17 protein-coding genes are annotated in these 16,643 nt (G+C 64.3%); 7 read left to right on the plus strand and 10 right to left on the minus strand.

The annotated features are described in order from the left end of the window. Positions 1–49: 49 nt before the first annotated feature. Entirely contained in the window at positions 50–1,030 is a 981-nt protein-coding gene (locus PXK07_RS11475) for a LysR family transcriptional regulator (protein ID WP_274848412.1), read from the plus strand. On the opposite strand, the gene PXK07_RS11480 is transcribed toward PXK07_RS11475, so the two are convergent. Then, complete coding sequence (locus PXK07_RS11480; protein ID WP_274848474.1) at positions 1,027–1,491, minus strand: low molecular weight protein-tyrosine-phosphatase; 465 nt, start codon at positions 1,489–1,491, stop codon at positions 1,027–1,029. The two genes, PXK07_RS11475 and PXK07_RS11480, sit on opposite strands and share 4 nt — an antisense overlap. 49 nt (positions 1,492–1,540) lie before the next feature. Between PXK07_RS11480 and PXK07_RS11485 the strand changes: the two genes are divergently transcribed. Next, positions 1,541–2,248 carry an NAD-dependent deacylase gene (locus PXK07_RS11485; protein WP_274848413.1) on the plus strand — a complete coding sequence of 236 codons (708 nt, stop codon included), beginning with the start codon at positions 1,541–1,543 and terminating at the stop codon, positions 2,246–2,248. Positions 2,249–2,349: 101 nt separating this feature from the next. On the opposite strand, the gene PXK07_RS11490 is transcribed toward PXK07_RS11485, so the two are convergent. From PXK07_RS11490 to meaB, 4 genes are all read right to left on the minus strand, one after another. Next, positions 2,350–2,841, minus strand: a complete 492-nt coding sequence (locus PXK07_RS11490; protein WP_274848414.1) for a copper chaperone PCu(A)C — start codon at positions 2,839–2,841, stop codon at positions 2,350–2,352. Between the two features lie 70 nt (positions 2,842–2,911). Next, the gene (locus PXK07_RS11495) at positions 2,912–3,262 is read right to left on the minus strand and encodes a hypothetical protein (protein ID WP_274848416.1); all 351 of its coding nucleotides are present in this window, start codon (positions 3,260–3,262) and stop codon (positions 2,912–2,914) included. Positions 3,263–3,390: 128 nt separating this feature from the next. After that, positions 3,391–3,681, minus strand: coding sequence for a 50S ribosomal protein L28 (rpmB, locus tag PXK07_RS11500; protein ID WP_274848417.1), 291 nt, complete (start codon positions 3,679–3,681; stop codon positions 3,391–3,393). A gap of 180 nt (positions 3,682–3,861) precedes the next feature. Further along, the gene (gene meaB, locus PXK07_RS11505; protein WP_274848419.1) at positions 3,862–4,839 is read right to left on the minus strand and encodes a methylmalonyl Co-A mutase-associated GTPase MeaB; all 978 of its coding nucleotides are present in this window, start codon (positions 4,837–4,839) and stop codon (positions 3,862–3,864) included. Positions 4,840–4,960: 121 nt separating this feature from the next. Between meaB and hrpB the strand changes: the two genes are divergently transcribed. Beyond that, the gene (gene hrpB / locus PXK07_RS11510) at positions 4,961–7,435 is read left to right on the plus strand and encodes an ATP-dependent helicase HrpB (protein WP_274848420.1); all 2,475 of its coding nucleotides are present in this window, start codon (positions 4,961–4,963) and stop codon (positions 7,433–7,435) included. 120 nt (positions 7,436–7,555) lie between these two features. Here hrpB and PXK07_RS11515 read toward each other — a convergent pair whose 3' ends face one another. Beyond that, positions 7,556–8,326: an SDR family NAD(P)-dependent oxidoreductase gene (locus PXK07_RS11515; protein ID WP_274848421.1), complete on the minus strand. Its 771-nt coding sequence runs from the start codon at positions 8,324–8,326 to the stop codon at positions 7,556–7,558. A 251-nt stretch (positions 8,327–8,577) separates the two neighbouring features. Between PXK07_RS11515 and PXK07_RS11520 the strand changes: the two genes are divergently transcribed. After that, entirely contained in the window at positions 8,578–9,036 is a 459-nt protein-coding gene (locus tag PXK07_RS11520) for an NUDIX hydrolase (protein ID WP_274848422.1), read from the plus strand. Between the two features lie 89 nt (positions 9,037–9,125). Then, a complete protein-coding gene (locus PXK07_RS11525; RefSeq protein ID WP_274848423.1) occupies positions 9,126–10,625 on the plus strand; it encodes an inorganic phosphate transporter in 1,500 nt (499 codons plus the stop codon). Positions 10,626–10,734: 109 nt separating this feature from the next. Here PXK07_RS11525 and argF read toward each other — a convergent pair whose 3' ends face one another. Beyond that, the gene (argF, locus tag PXK07_RS11530; RefSeq protein WP_274848425.1) at positions 10,735–11,661 is read right to left on the minus strand and encodes an ornithine carbamoyltransferase; all 927 of its coding nucleotides are present in this window, start codon (positions 11,659–11,661) and stop codon (positions 10,735–10,737) included. 69 nt (positions 11,662–11,730) lie between these two features. Then, positions 11,731–12,906, minus strand: coding sequence for an aspartate aminotransferase family protein (locus tag PXK07_RS11535; RefSeq protein ID WP_274848426.1), 1,176 nt, complete (start codon positions 12,904–12,906; stop codon positions 11,731–11,733). A gap of 342 nt (positions 12,907–13,248) precedes the next feature. Between PXK07_RS11535 and PXK07_RS11540 the strand changes: the two genes are divergently transcribed. Beyond that, positions 13,249–14,151, plus strand: a complete 903-nt coding sequence (locus tag PXK07_RS11540) for a DMT family transporter (protein ID WP_274848428.1) — start codon at positions 13,249–13,251, stop codon at positions 14,149–14,151. Positions 14,152–14,158: 7 nt separating this feature from the next. Here PXK07_RS11540 and PXK07_RS11545 read toward each other — a convergent pair whose 3' ends face one another. Continuing rightward, positions 14,159–14,977 (minus strand): ABC transporter permease, encoded by an 819-nt coding sequence (locus PXK07_RS11545; RefSeq protein WP_274848429.1) that lies wholly within the window; start codon positions 14,975–14,977, stop codon positions 14,159–14,161. Between the two features lie 195 nt (positions 14,978–15,172). Here PXK07_RS11545 and PXK07_RS11550 point away from each other — a divergent pair, with 195 nt between their 5' ends. Then, positions 15,173–15,775, plus strand: coding sequence for a GcrA family cell cycle regulator (locus PXK07_RS11550; protein WP_274848430.1), 603 nt, complete (start codon positions 15,173–15,175; stop codon positions 15,773–15,775). 100 nt (positions 15,776–15,875) lie between these two features. Here the strand turns inward: PXK07_RS11550 and PXK07_RS11555 are convergent, their stop codons facing one another. Further along, a complete protein-coding gene (locus PXK07_RS11555; protein ID WP_274848431.1) occupies positions 15,876–16,394 on the minus strand; it encodes a YHS domain-containing (seleno)protein in 519 nt (172 codons plus the stop codon). Between the last annotated feature and the right edge of the window lie 249 nt (positions 16,395–16,643).

Below are 16,643 nucleotides of genomic sequence, written 5' to 3' on the forward strand. Positions count from 1 at the left end.
CCCTGAAGATGCTATTCGGAGAGATAATGGCCATTTCTGGAGCAAATTCATGTTGATGAAGGGCGTTACCCTAAGGGGGCTGGAGGTATTTGAAGCCCTGGCCAAGACCGGATCGGTCGCGCAGGCCGCCGAGATCACCGGCCTCAGCCAGCCAGCCGTGAGCCAACAGCTGCGCAATCTGGAAAAGGCGCTCAGCAGCGATCTGGTGGATCACAGCCGCCGTCCCATGGTGGTCACCCCGGCCGGGCGCACCTTCCTGGCCCGCACCGAGGCGGTGCTGGCAGAACTGCGCCTGGCCCAAAGCGAGCTGACGGTGGTCGATCTCAGCCATCTGCCGGCCCTGTCGATGGGGCTGATCGACGATTTCGACAATGACCTGACGCCGCGCCTGATGACGATCCTTGCCGACAGCCTCACCAAGTGCCGCTTCAAGATGATCACCGCCTCCAGCCATGACATCATCGCCGCCATGGAAGCGCGCGAGCTGCATATCGCCGTTGCCGCCACGACCGGCGCCCTGCGCGACGGCATCGTTGAATATCCGCTGGTGCAGGATCCCTTCATTCTTGTGGCCGCCAAGGGATTTATCCAGGGCTCGACCTCGGCGGCACAGGGGCTTGACCCGGCCCAGCTGAGCGCCCTGCCGTTTCTGCGCTATGCCGGGGATCAATTGATCTCGCAGCAGATCGAGGCGCATCTGGCGCGGCAGCATGTCACCTACGAAAGCCGCTTCGAGATCGGATCGCATCTGGCGCTGATGGCCATGGTGGCGCGGCGGGTCGGCTGGGCGATCACCACACCGCTTGGCTATATGCGGGCGGCCCGGTTCCACGATCAGATCGAAGCCTACGCGCTGCCCTTTGGCACTGCCGCGCGCACCATCTCGCTGTTCACCGGCGCCGACTGGGCCGATCAGGTGCCCCGCGATGTTGCCCAGACCATGCGGCATCTGATCCAGAGCCAGATGATCGACCCCGCACTGGTGCGCCTGCCCTGGCTGGCCGGTGAGTTCAAGGTGATCGAAAACTAGTCGCCATTCCCTGTTGGGCCTGCGGCTAGCGTGCCGACCAGCCCTTGGGCAGCCTGCTCGATGATATCAAGGCAGCCCTCGAAATCCCGCGTGTAATAGGGGTCCGGCACGTGATCATGTCCGCCGTCTTCGATGAATTGCGTGAACAGGACCACGGGCGTTTGATTGCCCTCGGGCCGCTGCTGCTCGATATCCCGCAGATTGTCCTGATCCATGGCAAGGATCAGGTCGAAAGTTTCGAAATCACCGGCATGGAACTGCCGCGCCCGCAGATCTGATAGATCCAACCCCCGCGCCCGTGCTGCCGCCTGCATCGGCCCATAGGGCGGCTCCCCCATGTGATATCCCGCCGTGCCCGCACTGTCTGTAATCATTTCCGGACAGAGATTGCGAAACACCCCTTGCGCCGCCGGGGACCGGCAAATGTTGCCTAGGCAGACGAAGAGAAATCGTTTACGCATCGTTAATACACCTTTTTCGAGCACCCAGTCATTACGAGGTATTGCGGAGATGGGAAAGAGCTCAGACAAGATCGTGATCCTGACCGGGGCCGGAATTTCGGCCGAAAGCGGACTGGGAACCTTCCGCGACGAGGGCGGGCTTTGGGCAGAGCACCGGATCGAGGATGTGGCGACCCCGGAAGGATTTGCCCGCAACCCCGAATTGGTACATCAGTTCTACAATGCCCGCCGCGCACAGGCTGCCACGGCGGAGCCGAACGCCGCCCATATTGCCCTGGCCGACCTGCAAAAGTCCTGGCCCGGCGATGTGGTGATCATCACCCAGAATGTCGACGGGCTGCATGAAAAGGGCGGCGCCTCCAAGGTGCTGCACATGCATGGGGTCCTGGACGGTGCGCTGTGTGCCCGTTGCGAGCACCGCTGGCCTGCACCTCTGGAAATGCATCCCTCCGATACCTGCCCGGCCTGCCAAATGCCCAGCACACGGCCCGATATCGTCTGGTTCGGTGAAATGCCCTACGACATGGAAGAGATCTACGACAACCTGGGCGATGCGGATGTTTTCGCCTCGATCGGCACCTCCGGACAGGTCTATCCGGCAGCCGCCTTCGTTCAGGAGGCCAAGATGGCCGGCGCCCATACGATCGAGTTGAACCTCGAACCCTCTGCCGGGGCCTCCAGCTTTGTAGAGACCCGGCTGGGACCGGCGACCCAGATCGTGCCGCTCTGGACGGCGGAGCTGCTGGCACAGGCCTGAAGCCCATCAAGCCCGAAACCCTTCGGATCTGGAGCCCCGAAAGCAAACGGGCCAGCTCCCAAGGGGAGACTGGCCCGCGGCCGCATCGGTGATGCGCGTGATCAGTTCGATTTCTGGCCGTGTTTCATGCCACCGTGGCCATGGGCAGGCTTGCGCTCCAGGTCCACCGTCACGTCCAGGCTCACCTCTCCGGCCTTTTCGAACACCAGGGTCAGCGGCACCACATCGCCATGATGCAGGGTCTCTTTCAGCCCCAGGAACATCACGTGGTCGCCGCCCCGCTTCAGCATGTGGGTTTCGCCCGCGGGGATGGCAAAGCCTTCCTCCACATGCACCATCTTCATCACGCCATTGGCATCGCCCTGGTGGGTGTGCAGCTCGACCCGTTCCGAAACGTCGGAGCGGGCATCGATCAGGCGATCATCGACGCCGGTGTGGTTCATGATCTGCATGAAGGCCGCGCCGCTGGCGGACATCTTGGTCGAAACGCGCGCATAGGCGTCCTCTACCATCATGCCACCTGCCAGGGCGGCACCTGCCAGGGTCATTGCAGCGGCGGTGGTTGCGGCGAAAACATAGGATTTGAAAGACATCTGAGGTCTCCTCTTGTCGGTATCTGTCTGAATGCTCGACCTTCAAAGGCCGGGATTGGTCGTGGTGAGATCAGACAGAGGCCGGCGGCCCACGCGCAAAGGCACATTGCGCATGTGTAGCAAGGAGCGGCACCGCAACGGGGGGCAGACCGTTCAGGATGGCGACATCGGCGGGCATCGGAGCATCGACGGCAGCACCGGCCGCGAGATCCAGGATATGCATCACGCAGTCGGGGCAGTAGTGCGGCGCCGAGACCGGCTGCCCGTCGCTGTCCACATAGATCGCAACCGGACCGGTGCCGGTACAGATCACCATCTGGCCGGTGGCATCCTGTGCCCCACGCATGGCGGCGGCGCTATGGGCGGTCAGAACCACGGCCAGGGACAGGAAGATCCCGATGTATATGCGCAGGCGTTGCATCATCACATCCCGATATGCCCCTGCGCGGAGCCGACTGCAAGCGACATTCGGACGCGCCCCAGACGGCAAAACGCCGCGCTGGGATCTCCAGCGCGGCGTCTCACGAGATAGCTCTTGAGAGAAGCGGATCAGGCCTCGGCAGCTTGTGCCTTGGCGATCTCTTTCTTCACCTTCAGTGCCGCTGCGGACAGCTCTTCGTCCTTGGCTTTGGCCAGGAAGGCGTCCAGACCACCGCGGTGGTCAACCGAGCGCAGGGCAGCTGCGGAGATGCGCAGCTTGATGCCGCGACCCAGGGTCTCGGACTGCAGGGTGACGTCGTTCAGGTTGGGCAGGAAACGACGCTTGGTTTTGTTGTTGGCGTGGCTGACATTGTTGCCAGTCATCGGGCCTTTTCCGGTCAGTTCGCAACGGCGCGACATGGGTTCTTCCTTCGTATCTGGGGCGGCCTACCGGACGAAATCCCGAATCTGCCGCCAAATCACAAGGGGCGCTGCCATTGGCTGCGCCCGAAAACTGGTTGGATGCGTTTAGGAGGAATCACCGGCAGGGTCAAGACGTATGGCCGGGTTTTATAGCTCCCTTCGCAGGAAAGTGCCGCCTTACTCCAGCCCAAGCCCTTTCAGCATGTCCCGCGCCGCGGCGGCCGGGGTCTGCCGACCCTGCGCCACCGCCTCGGAAAGATCCGCCATCCGCGCCTGCGCCCAGGGGCTTTCAAGCCGCGACAGCAAGGCCTGGCGCACATCTTCGGCAAACCAATAGCGGGCCTGTTCGGCGCGGGTCCGTTCCCAATGTCCGGTCTCGCGCCGCCAATCCGCCAGCGTCTCGATATCGGCCCAAGCGCCCTCAAGCCCCTCTTCGGCGAGGGCCGAAACCATCATCGCCCTGGGAAAGCCCTCGGGATCCTGTGGCCGTTTGCGGAGCAGGCGCAATGCGCCCGCGTAATCGGCGCAGGTACGGGTGGCCGCCGGTTTCAGATCGCCATCGGCCTTGTTCACCAGGATGATATCGGCCATTTCCATGATGCCGCGCTTGACGCCCTGCAATTCGTCGCCCCCGGCAGGCGCCAAGAGCAGCAGGAACAGATCCGACATCTGCGCCACCACGGTTTCCGATTGCCCCACGCCAACGGTTTCGATCAGAACCACGTCAAAACCGGCCGCTTCGCACAGGGACACCGCCTCGCGGGTGCGCCGGGCAACGCCGCCAAGTGTGGTCTGGCTGGGAGAGGGGCGGATAAAGGCGTTCTTCTGGCGGCTGAGATGCTCCATCCGGGTTTTGTCCCCCAGGATCGAGCCGCCCGAGCGCGCCGAACTGGGATCCACCGCCAGCACCGCGACCCGCAGGCCGCGCCCCACCAGCATCATGCCAAAGCTCTCGATGAAGGTGGATTTGCCCACCCCCGGCGTGCCCGACAAGCCGATGCGCAGAGATTGCCGCCCGGATTTGGCCAGCTGCTCGAGCAGGGCAAGCGCCTGTTCCCGGTGATCGGCGCGGCCGCTTTCGACCAGGGTGATCGCCCGCGCCAGCGCCCGCCGATCCCCCTTCAGGATCCTCTCCCCCATCTGCGCGATATCCATGCCGACCCCCTCTGCAAAAGTTTCGCATACTTGACGCAGGCAGGGCCGGATTGTCCAGTGGCATGCAGCCGCAGCACGCGCGACACTGGACCCCGCCCGGCGCTTTGGCGATAAGGCGGACATGACACGCCTGCCCATCGATGACGCCCTGCCCGAGTTGATCGCCGCCCTGAAACAGAGCGGCCGCGCCGTGCTGCAGGCCCCGCCCGGTGCGGGCAAGACCACCAAGGTACCGCTTGCCATGCTGGAAGCCGGGCTGTGCGCGGGCCGCATCGTCATGCTGGAACCGCGCCGCCTTGCCGCCCGCGCCGCTGCCGAGCGCATGGCTGAAACCCTGGGCGAACGCCCCGGTGAAACCGTGGGCTACCGCATCCGGGGCGAGGCCAAGGTCAGCAAGGCGACCCGGATCGAGGTGGTGACCGAGGGCATCCTGACCCGCATGCTGCAATCCGATCCCGACCTGCCCGGCGTCGGCGCGGTGATCTTCGATGAATTCCACGAACGCTCGCTCAATGCCGATCTGGGCGTGGCGCTTTGCCTCGAGGTCGCGGGCGCCCTGCGCGACGATCTGATCCTGCTGGCGATGTCGGCCACCCTAGACGCCGAACCGGTCAGCACGCTGATGGAGACGCCGCTCGTCACCTCCGAAGGGCGCAGCTACCCGGTTGAAACCCGCTGGCTGGAGCGCCCCCTGCCCGCAAATGCGCGGCGCATTGATGCGCTGGTCGATCTGGTGGTCCGGGCCGAGGCCGAGACGCGCAAGGAGGGCGGTGGCATTCTGGTGTTCCTGCCGGGCGAGGGCGAAATCCGCCGCGCGGCCGCCGCCCTGGAGAGCCGTCTGCCCGGCAGCTGCTCGGTTCATCCGCTGTTCGGCGCCCTGCCCTTTGCCCAGCAGCGCGCCGCCATCCAGCCCGCCCAATCGGGCCGCAAGGTGGTGCTGGCCACATCGATCGCGGAAACCTCGCTGACAATTCAGGATGTGCGGGTGGTCGTCGACATGGGGCAATCGCGCCGGGCCCGGTTTGATCCCGGATCCGGCATGTCGCGGCTGGTGACAGACCGCGTCACCCGCGCCGAGGCCACCCAGCGACAGGGCCGTGCGGGTCGTGTCTCGGAAGGGGTGTGCTATCGGCTCTGGAGCAAGGGCGAGGAAGGCGCGCTGGCCGCCTTCCCCCCGCCCGAAATCGCCTCTGCCGATCTGGCTGGCCTGGCGCTGGAACTGGCGCTATGGGGCGCCGCCGAGAATGATCTCGCCTTCCTCACCCCACCGCCAGACGGCGCTTTGCAAGAGGCCCGGAGCCTTTTGACCTTCCTCGGGGCTCTCGATAATCAGGGGCGTATCACCCCTCACGGAAAGGCGCTGTCGGCCCTGCCCCTGCATCCGCGTCTTGCGCATATGCTGCTGCAGGCCAGTGCAACGCAACGCGCCGAGGCCGCGACGCTGGCCGCTCTTCTGGCCGAACGGGACCCGTTGCGCGGTGCCCCGTCCGATCTGATGCTGCGACTTGAGGCGCTGAAGGATCCCAAGGCGTTCCAGCGCAAACGCCCCTATCAGGTTACGCTGCCGGTAATCGACCGAATCCGCGCCGAGGCCCGCAGGCTGGAGCAAAGCCTGCGCAAGGCCAAAGTGGCAGAGGGCGCCCGCCTGTCCCCTGCCGGGCTGGCCGCCCTCGCCTATCCCGACCGCATCGGCCAGCGCCGCAAGGGCGATGCGCCCCGCTACGTTCTGTCGGGCGGCAAGGGCGCCGTGCTGCCGCCAGAGGATACGCTTGCCGCCGCCCCCTTCCTGGTGGCGCTGGACACTGACGGCAATCCGCGCGAGGCAAAGATCCGCATGGCCGCGCAGATTACCCTCGGCGAAATCCGCGAGCTCTTTGCCGATCAGATCGTCTGGGTCGACAGCTGCACCTGGTCCAAGCGCGAGCGCCGGGTGGTCGCGCGTCAGCAGCAGCGCCTGGGCGCCATCGTCCTGGAGGATCGGATCTGGAAGGATGTCCCTCCCGATGCGGTGGCAGAGGCGATGCTGGACGGGGTGCGCGACCTGGGCCTGCGCCTGGATGGCGCCGCCGCACGCCTTGTCGCCCGCGTCAAGCTGGTGCGGTCCGAGGGGCACGATCTACCGGACTTTTCAAACGACGGACTGATGGCGACGCTAAAAGACTGGCTGCTGCCGATGCTGACCGGCGTGAAGTCGGCGCAGGGCTGGAAGCAGTTCGACCTCCTGCCCGCCCTGCGCGCCGCGCTCAGTTGGGAGCAGACGCAGGTGCTCGACCGCGAGGCGCCCGGCAGTTTCATCACGCCCCTCGGGCGCAAGATACCGATCGACTACGCACAGGAGGCGCCGGAGATTTCCGTGCGCCTGCAAGAGATGTTTGGCGTCACGCGCCACCCCACCGTCGCGGGGGTGCCGCTGAAGGTGACGCTCCTGTCCCCGGCTCAACGTCCGATCCAGATCACCCGCGATCTGCCCGGCTTCTGGGCAGGCTCTTATGCCGATGTGCGCAAGGACATGCGCGCCCAATACCCCAAACATCCATGGCCCGAAGACCCGACCGAGGCCGATCCGACCTTGCGGGCAAACCGGCGCAAGTCCTGAAACCGGCACGGCCGCGATGGCGCGCCAGTGCAGCGCGCATCTGCGCGCTGCCATGCCCAACGGCGGATGCGGCATCTTCGATGCAGCGCTCCGCGGGTGGGAGCCGCCCCGGTGCAGAGGTTAGTCTCGGGTCTTTGCCTCATCCGCACGAAGCGCAGGCAGGCCGATGCCCGTCGCCTCAAACCCGCCATCGGCGGCCAAGATCTGCCCGGTGATGAAGCTTGCCTTGTCCGACAACAGGAAATTGATCGCCGCTGCGATCTCCTCTTCCTTGCCATAACGGTTCAGCGGCAGCGCATCGTGGTAGGCCGCGATGATCTCGGGACTGTGCACCGCCATCGCCAGCTTGGTCGCCACCGGACCCGGCGCCACCGCATTGACGCGGATCCCGATCTCGCCCAGTTCCGCCGCCTGCTGCAGGGTGAGCTGCGCCAGCGCTGCCTTCGAGGTGCCATAGGCCACCCGCAGGGTGCTGGCCCGCAGCCCCGAGATCGAGGTGATATTGACCACCGCCCCGCCGCCATCCGCCGCCAGAAGATCGGTGAAGGCCTGCGTCATCAGGAAGGGACCGTCCAGGTTGGTCTCCATCACCCGGCGCCAGCGTTCGAATGTCGTCTCCCGGATGGGGCCGAAATCCGCAACACCCGCATTGTTCACCAGCCCGTCGAGCCGCCCGAAGGCCCCGGTCACCTCCTTAACCGCGCGCGCCACATCTTCGGGGCGTGAAACATCCGCATCGATGAGAACAAGACCCGATACCTCGCGCCCCGCTGCCTGCAGCGCCTCGCTGTCGCGGTCGAGAATGGCCACCTGCCAGCCCTCATCCAGCAACCCCTTCGCGGTCGCAAGCCCGATACCCCGCGCGCCCCCTGTCACCAATGCCGCTTTCATCTGCCTGTCCTCCCCAAACATTTTGACATCCCGGATTTTGCGCCCCCCCCCTTTGAGGAGGGCAAGCCGGATCCAGATGCCGCGAAAAACTCACACTTCCCGCACAAACTCAAGCAGGGATTGAAAAATGCATCTTATCCACATATCTATATTAACCAACAGCGGCAGCACGGGTCCGAACCGGCACGGGCCAAGCCGCATCAGACGGCAAAAAGACGACCAACGAAAAGACGACCGAAAGCAGTTCAGGCATGACATCGATCCTTGCACAGGCATGGGAAGAGCTTCTCCGCCCCATGATCTTCCGCCCCAAACGGGTGCAGGTTGCAGCGCTGTGCTGCCGCAAGACCGGCTCGGGCACCGATGTGCTGATGATCACCAGCCGGGGCACCGGGCGTTGGATCATTCCCAAGGGCTGGCCCATCCGGGGCAAGAACGGCGCCGAATCCGCCCTGCAGGAAGCCTGGGAAGAGGCCGGTGTCGTCGATGCCCGTATCGAGGGCGCGCCCTTCGGGAGTTACGGCTATCGCAAGGAACGCAGCAACGGCACGATCGAGGCGGTGGAAACCCTGGTCTATCTGGCCGAGGTCTGCCGAATGAAGGACGACTACCCCGAAGCCCATCAGCGCAAACGCGTCTGGATGCCCGCCAAGAAGGCCGCGAACCTGGTGCGGGAACCGGAGCTGCAGGATCTTCTGCGGCAATTGTAACAGCTTTGTAAATATTTTGTGACGCCACTCTTGCGCGAATGCCGCAGGGCGTCTACCGCAGGCCCATCGTTGATATGGGGACTGACGACATGGGCGAAAATGGCCAGAGCGGCGAAAAAATCGACAGCAAGCACTGGGAAACCCTGGACCGGGACCTGAACCGGATTTCGCAGCTGGAGCTGGCGACGGCCTATGTCTCCCGCCCCCTGGTCGGCCCGGGCATCGCGCTGGCCTTCATCGTTTTGGCGGGGGCCGCAGCTGCGGTGTTCCTGGGCAGCTCGCCGGTCAATTTCGTGGTAATCGCCGCAGCGGTCTTTGGCGCCTATATGGCGCTCAACATCGGCGCCAATGATGTGGCCAACAACATGGGGCCGGCGGTGGGCGCCAACGCGCTGACCATGGGCGGCGCCATCGTGATCGCCGCCATCGCCGAAAGTGCCGGTGCGCTGCTGGCCGGGGGCGATGTGGTTTCAACCATTTCCAAGGGGATCATCGACCCCGAAGCCGTTGCCACCACCAATGTCTTCATCTGGGCGATGATGGCGGCGCTGGTCTCCTCCGCGCTCTGGGTGAACCTGGCGACCTGGATCGGCGCGCCGGTCTCCACCACCCATTCGGTGGTGGGCGGCGTCATGGGCGCAGGCATCGCGGCAGCGGGCCTGTCGGCGGTCAACTGGGCCACCATGAGCAAGATCGCCGCCAGCTGGGTCATCTCGCCGGTGCTGGGCGGTGTCATCGCAGCTCTGTTCCTGGCCGTGATCAAGGCCAAGGTCATCTACCAGGAGGACAAGATCGCCGCCGCCCGCAAATGGGTGCCGATCCTGGTTGGTATCATGGCGGGGGCCTTTGCCTCCTACCTGGCGCTGAAGGGCCTGAAGAAGATCATCAAGATCGACCTGCAGACCGCACTTCTGATCGGCCTGGGCTTCGCGGTGCTGAGCTGGCTGATCACCAAGCCGATGATCGCCCGCCAGTCCCAGGGCCTGGAAAACCGCAACAAATCGCTCAAGATCCTGTTCCGCATTCCGCTGGTGATTTCGGCCGCCCTCCTGTCCTTTGCCCATGGCGCCAATGATGTCGCCAATGCGGTGGGACCGCTCGCCGCCATCGTCCATGCCTCGGAGTTCGGGGATTTTGCCGCCAAGGTGGCAATCCCGACCTGGGTGATGGTGATCGGCGCCTTCGGCATTTCCTTCGGCCTGTTCCTGTTCGGACCCAAGCTGATCCGCATGGTGGGCAGCCAGATCACCAAGCTGAACCCGATGCGCGCCTATTGCGTGTCGCTGTCGGCTGCCATCACCGTGATCGTCGCCAGCTGGCTGGGCCTGCCGGTGTCCTCGACCCATATCGCGGTTGGCGCGGTCTTCGGCGTCGGGTTCTTCCGCGAATGGCACGCCGAGAACCGCCTGCGCAAATTCTCGCTGCAGCGCCCCGAGGAGCTGCGCATCGCCCCCGAGGAACGCCGCCGCCGCAAGCTGGTGCGCCGCAGCCACTTCATGACCATCGTCGCCGCCTGGGTGATCACCGTTCCCGCCGCGGCCCTCTTGTCCGGCGTGACCTTCTGGGCGCTGACGACGATCATCGGCTGACACAACAGACCGAAGACGCAAAAGAAAACCCCTCGCGGCAGGCATGGCGCGAGGGGTTTGTCGTTTTCAGGCAGGGCTGGGCCGGGCCCGCCCGATCCGGCTCATCGGATCAGACGCCGAGGCACCAGCGCATCACCGCCTTCTGCGCGTGCAGGCGGTTTTCGGCCTCGTCAAAGATCACCGATTGCGGACCGTCCATTACCGAAGAGGTCACCTCTTCCTCGCGGTGGGCGGGCAGGCAATGCATGAACAGGGCGTCCTCCTTGGCGTGGGCCATCAGCGCATCGTTCACCTGATAGGGGCGCAGCATGTTGTGGCGCCGCTCTTTCGAGGACTGGCTGTCATGCATGCTGACCCAGGTATCGGCCACCACCAGATCGGCGCCTTCCACGGCCTTCACGGGATCGCGTTCGATCACCACCTTCGACCCTGCCTTGCGCGCCAGGCCGACGAATTCATCCTCTGGGTCCAGCTGCGAGGGGCCGGTGAAGGTCAGGTCAAATCCGAACTGCGCCGCCGCATGCAGGAAGGAGGCGCAGACGTTGTTGCCGTCCCCCGTCCAGACCACCTTCTTGCCCTTGATCGAGCCGCGATGCTCTTCATAGGTCAGGATATCGGCCATGATCTGGCACGGGTGTGTGCGGTCAGTCAGACCGTTGATCACCGGCACATCGGCATATTCCGCCATTTCCATCAGCACGGATTCATCAAAGGTCCGGATCATGATCATGTCCACGTAGCGCGACAGCACGCGGGCGGTATCGGCAATGGTCTCACCATGGCCAAGCTGCATGTCGTTGCCCGACAGCACCATGGTCTGCCCGCCCATCTGGCGCACCCCCACATCAAAGGACACGCGCGTCCGAGTCGAGGGTTTCTCGAAGATCAGCGCCACCATGCGATCCGCCAGCGGCTGTTCGTCATCGGGGGCGCCCTTGGGGCGGCCGAGGCGCGCCTGTTTCATGGCGCCCGCGTGATCGATGATGCCCCGCAGGGCATCGGCATCGGTTTTGTGGATGTCGAGGAAATGGTTCATATCATGTCACTTCTTGTCGTCTGGAAGGCCGGGGGGAGCCGACCCTCCACATTGGAATTCTAAGATCGCTCAGGCGGCGCCGACTTGGCTCGCGGCCTTGTCGAGACGGGTGCAGGCCTCGGCGATGTCCTCGTCCGTCAGGTTCAACGGCGGCAACAGGCGAATCACATTGTCGGCGGCGGGCACGGTGATCACCTCGTTGTCATAGCCAGCCTTGACCACATCCAGGTTCGCGGCCTTGCACTTGAGGCCCAGCATCAAGCCAGAGCCGCGCACCTCTTCGAAAACCTGGGGGTGGTTGGCGACCAGCCCCTCCAGTTTCTGCCGCAACAGACCCGCCTTGCGGTTCACCTCGGCCAGGAATTCGGGATCGGTGACCACGTCCATCACCGCGCAGCCCACGGCACAGCCCAGGGGGTTGCCGCCATAGGTGGAGCCATGGGTGCCTGCGGTCATGCCGCTGGCGGCCTCTTCCGTCGCAAGCACCGCGCCCAGCGGGAAGCCACCGCCGATGCCCTTGGCCACCATCATGATGTCCGGCGTGATGCCCGCCCATTCATGGGCAAACAGCTTGCCGGTGCGGCCCACGCCGCATTGCACCTCGTCCAGGATCAACAGGATACCCTGTTCATCGCAAAGGGCGCGCAGCGCCTTCAGATCGGCGTCGGGCAGCGGGCGGATGCCGCCTTCGCCCTGCACCGGCTCGATCAGGACCGCTGCGGTCTTCTCGGTGATCGCCGCCGCGACCGCCTCCAGATCGTTCCAGGGCAGATGCACAAACCCCGGCAGCAGCGGACCGAAGCCCTTGGTCATCTTCTCAGACCCCGCCGCCGCGATCCCGGCAGAGGAACGCCCGTGGAAAGAACCTTCGAAGGTGATGATCTCAACCCGGTCGGGCTGGCCCTTGTCGTAGAAATACTTGCGCGCCATCTTCACCGCCAGCTCGCAGCTTTCGGTGCCCGAATTGGTGAAGAACACCGTATCGGCAAAGCTGTTCTCCACCAGCTTGTCGGCCAGCGCCTGCTGCTGCGGGATCTGGTAGAGGTTGGAGACATGCCAGAGGTTCTGCGCCTGGGAGGTCAGCGCCTCGACCAGGGCCGGGTGGGCATGACCCAGCGCATTGACCGCGATCCCGGCGCCCAGGTCCAGGAAACGTCGCCCGTCAGCCTCGATCAGCCAGGCACCTTCGCCTTTGACGAACTGAAGCGGAGCACGATTGTAGGTCGGCAGAACGGACGGGATCATCAGGATCATCCTTTTCAAACATGGAGGCCAAAGCCATGCATAAGCCAGGCCGGAGGGTCAATACTATTGAGGGGTGTCTGTGCCATCATCCAGGCACGAAAGATCAAAGAAGCCGCTTACGCAAAAATGCGTCGGCGTCGGAGCGCGGGTGTATGTGCACGTTTGATCATAAAACGGGTCCATAAGGAAGCTTTGAGGAAAAAGAAACCCCTTTTGTGCAGCGCTCATGTGCAAAACGTCATGAGACCCGGCGCGGCGCGTCCAAACTGAAAGCCCTGCTTTCGGCGCCCGGCGAAGGGTTTGGTCTTGCACTTTGCGCGCAACAGGCGCACCGGTTGGTGCATGACGGCTCCCGCTTCCCAGACCCCGACTCCCCAGAACCCGATGCTGGCCGCCGCGCTGATCCTCGCGGCGACCGCCTTCATTGCGGGCACCACCCTGATGGCGAAGATGCTGGGCAGCGACGCGCTGGGGCCCCGGCTGCACCCGATGCAGATCTCCCATGGGCGGTTTCTTTTTGCCTTCCTGGCGATTTCCTCGGTGGTCGCCGCGCTGCGCCCCCGGCTGAGCCGCCCGCATTGGGGCCTTCACATCGGGCGCACCTCCTTTGGCTGGGGCGGTGTCACGCTGATGTTTGCCGCCGTGGCCTATATCCCGCTGGCCGATGCCACGGCGATCACCTTCCTCAATCCGGTGTTCTGCATGCTGCTGGCGATTCCGCTTCTGGGCGAACGCGTCGGCCCTTGGCGCTGGGGCGCGGCGGGGATCGCCCTGATCGGCGCCATGATCCTGCTGCGGCCGACCCCGGAAAGCTTTCAACCCGCGGCCCTGCTGGCGCTTGGCGCGGCGGTGGTGATGGGGATGGAGCTGATCTTCATCAAGAAGCTCTCGGGCCGCGAGGCGCCCTTGCAGATCCTATGGGTCAACAATTCGCTGGGCGTGCTGATTGCCAGCCTGGCGGTGCTGCCGGTCTGGCAGATGCCGAGCCTGGAACAATGGGCGGCGCTGGCATGTCTGGGCGTGCTGATGGCCTGTGCGCAGGCCTGTTTCGTCAACGGCATGGCGCGGGGCGATGCCTCCTTCGTGGCGCCCTTCAGCTATGCCACGCTGATCTTTGCCGCGCTCTATGATTTCCTCGGATATGGCGCGGTGCCGGATGCCATCACCCTGCTCGGCGCGGGCGTGATCCTGGCCGGGGCCGCCATCCTGGCCTGGCGCGAGGGACGCCAGAGAAAGCCGGACTAAGGGTCGATTAGGCCTTGAGCCGATAGCCCTTGCGCAGCATCACCCAGGCCAGAAGACAGACCGCAAACGTCGCGCCAAGGCAGACGACAAACCCCAGCACGGGCGAGCTGTCCGAGGTGCCGATCACCCCGTAGCGCACCCCGTCGATCAGGTAAAAGACCGGATTGGCGTGGGAAATCCCCCGCAGAACCGGCGGCAGTGCCTCGACCGAGTAGAAAGTGCCCGAAAGAAAGGCCAACGGGGTCACGATGAAATTGGTGATCGCCGCCATCTGGTCGAACTTGTCGGCAAAGACGCCTGCGACAATGCCCAGCCCGCCCAGGAAGGCTGCACCCAGCACCACGAAAACAAGCGCGATCAGCGGATGCGTCGGCACGATCTGCAAGACCAGCATCAGCCCGAGGCCGATCGCCAGCGCCACGATCACGCCGCGCGCGACAGCACCCGCCAGGTAGCCCAGAAGCAGCTCCAGCCCGGACAGGGGCGGCATCAGCGTATCGACGATATTGCCCTGCACCTTGGAAATCACGATGGAGGACGAGGTATTGGCAAAGGCGTTCTGGATCACCGTCATCATCATGATCCCCGGCGCCAGGAAGGTCAGGAAAGGTACCCCCATCACATCGCCCCGCTTGGGGCCGATGGCGATATTGAAGATCATCAGGAACAGCGCCGCCGTCATCAAGGGGGCCAGCAGGGTCTGGGTCCAGACCACGGAAAACCGCTTAATCTCGCGTCCTGCAAGGGTCTGCAGGCCCAGCCAGTTTACCGAGCCAAAGCGGCGCTCTCCCATTCCGACCCGATATGCCTGATCCGTTTCGCTCATGGGGTTTGCTCCTTCGTTCTCTGTTCCCAGCGCGGCCAGAGGGCGTTCGATCCACGCTCCCTTTGCATAGCTGCTGCGCCCACAGGCGCAAGACGCCTTGTAACTCGGGCGTCAGTGATTAAAATAGGCCCTCGTATCGGAACTCGATGGCGGCCGCAGGATTCTGGGGCCGCTTTCAGCTTGGAAAGGCAACATATGTCCTGGACAGACGAGCGCGTCGAACTGCTCAAGAAAATGTGGGGCGAGGGCCAATCGGCCAGCCAGATCGCCAAGGAGCTGGGCGGGGTCACCCGCAATGCGGTGATCGGCAAGGTGCATCGCCTCGGCCTGTCCAACCGGGCCACCGGTGGCGCAAAATCCGCCGAACCCAAGGAAAAGCCCGCAGCAGCAGCAGCGCCCAAACCGGCCGCCAAGCCGAAACCCCAGCCAAAGGCAGAGCCGAAGACGGAACCGGCCCGCGCCGCCGCTCCGGCCGCGTCAGCAGCGGCCCCCGAAACCAAGGCCGCCATTCCGGCCCGCAAGCAGATCATCCCGGCCGGCCAGCCGCTGCCGCCGCAGCCCTCGGCCAATGAGATCAGCCCCGAGGCGCTGGCCAAGGTCAACGAGGTCGAAAAGAAGGCGAAGAAACTATCGCTGATGGAGCTGACCGAGCGGACCTGCAAATGGCCCGTGGGCGACCCCGCGACCGAGGATTTCTGGTTCTGCGGCCTGCCGGTTCAACAGGGCAAACCCTATTGCGAGGCCCATGTTGGCGTTGCCTTCCAGCCGATGAGTTCGCGCCGCGACCGCAAGCGGTAAGAGAGCCTCCAAAAGTCAGAACACCGAAAAAGACCCCGCACGCCTTGTGCCGGGGTCTTTTCTCTATTCAAGCACACGCTCTTTGCTGTGCGAAAGAACCTCACCCCCCTGTGGGTGCGGAGGACTGGAAACTCGGGATCACACGGTCAGAGGCAGCCGCCCCTTCGATACCGGGCCAATTGCCTTCGGCCTTGTTGATATTTCCAGAGATATCCGCTTCCCAAAACCCCACCACGACCGGCGTGATGTTCAGGTAAAGCTTGTCATCGACAATCCGCCACAGGTTCGGATTACCGGGCACCTTGCCGCCCTTGGAAACCCCAAAGGCGCAATGGCCATCGTATTGCGGTGCATAGTAAGCGGGATTGGCCAGGAAGCGGTCCCGGTTTTCCGCGCTGGCAAAGGCAAAGCGGGCGCCGTTGTAGTCGGCGGTGATGTCCGCCCGGCCCGGAACGGCTGCGGGCTGCGCCCCGCCCACGGGGGTCTGGGCCAGGTTGCGATAGGCCACCACATCATAGCCGGAGACGGCAAATCCCGTGCTGTCGATATATTGCTCCCCCGCCAATGCGGATGTTGACAGGATCATCGCCGCAAGGGCGCCCAGTGCAAAACGTTTCATTCCTCATCCTCTTCACTATACACGCGCGGCCGATGCGCAGCGGCATTCTCATGACCCAGCATATCGCTCTGACGCCCGTTGCGAAGCGGACCTCACGCGGCTGTGTCCCTGCGTGAGTGCAGGCCACGCCCTGCGCGCTTGCACGAAAAACATTGCACCCACAGCTTCCAGTCACTGGAGTTTTTGGAGAGTATCTCTCCTTGAAAGACGTTATCAGACCCGTACCGCGCTGTGCCGCAGCGGGAGTAC

The organism is Phaeobacter sp. QD34_24, assembly GCF_028890115.1.
Lineage (GTDB): Bacteria > Pseudomonadota > Alphaproteobacteria > Rhodobacterales > Rhodobacteraceae > Phycobacter.

Bases quoted from the DNA above. Each gene is read 5' to 3' on its own strand.
- PXK07_RS11475 (WP_274848412.1), top strand. From the start codon at position 50: ATGTTGATGAAGGGCGTTACCCTAAGGGGGCTGGAGGTATTTGAAGCC.
- PXK07_RS11480 (WP_274848474.1), bottom strand. From the start codon at position 1,491: ATGCGTAAACGATTTCTCTTCGTCTGCCTAGGCAACATTTGCCGGTCC.
- PXK07_RS11485 (WP_274848413.1), top strand. From the start codon at position 1,541: ATGGGAAAGAGCTCAGACAAGATCGTGATCCTGACCGGGGCCGGAATT.
- PXK07_RS11490 (WP_274848414.1), bottom strand. From the start codon at position 2,841: ATGTCTTTCAAATCCTATGTTTTCGCCGCAACCACCGCCGCTGCAATG.
- PXK07_RS11495 (WP_274848416.1), bottom strand. From the start codon at position 3,262: ATGCAACGCCTGCGCATATACATCGGGATCTTCCTGTCCCTGGCCGTG.
- rpmB (WP_274848417.1), bottom strand. From the start codon at position 3,681: ATGTCGCGCCGTTGCGAACTGACCGGAAAAGGCCCGATGACTGGCAAC.
- meaB (WP_274848419.1), bottom strand. From the start codon at position 4,839: ATGGATATCGCGCAGATGGGGGAGAGGATCCTGAAGGGGGATCGGCGG.
- hrpB (WP_274848420.1), top strand. From the start codon at position 4,961: ATGACACGCCTGCCCATCGATGACGCCCTGCCCGAGTTGATCGCCGCC.
- PXK07_RS11515 (WP_274848421.1), bottom strand. From the start codon at position 8,326: ATGAAAGCGGCATTGGTGACAGGGGGCGCGCGGGGTATCGGGCTTGCG.
- PXK07_RS11520 (WP_274848422.1), top strand. From the start codon at position 8,578: ATGACATCGATCCTTGCACAGGCATGGGAAGAGCTTCTCCGCCCCATG.
- PXK07_RS11525 (WP_274848423.1), top strand. From the start codon at position 9,126: ATGGGCGAAAATGGCCAGAGCGGCGAAAAAATCGACAGCAAGCACTGG.
- argF (WP_274848425.1), bottom strand. From the start codon at position 11,661: ATGAACCATTTCCTCGACATCCACAAAACCGATGCCGATGCCCTGCGG.
- PXK07_RS11535 (WP_274848426.1), bottom strand. From the start codon at position 12,906: ATGATCCCGTCCGTTCTGCCGACCTACAATCGTGCTCCGCTTCAGTTC.
- PXK07_RS11540 (WP_274848428.1), top strand. From the start codon at position 13,249: ATGACGGCTCCCGCTTCCCAGACCCCGACTCCCCAGAACCCGATGCTG.
- PXK07_RS11545 (WP_274848429.1), bottom strand. From the start codon at position 14,977: ATGAGCGAAACGGATCAGGCATATCGGGTCGGAATGGGAGAGCGCCGC.
- PXK07_RS11550 (WP_274848430.1), top strand. From the start codon at position 15,173: ATGTCCTGGACAGACGAGCGCGTCGAACTGCTCAAGAAAATGTGGGGC.
- PXK07_RS11555 (WP_274848431.1), bottom strand. From the start codon at position 16,394: ATGAAACGTTTTGCACTGGGCGCCCTTGCGGCGATGATCCTGTCAACA.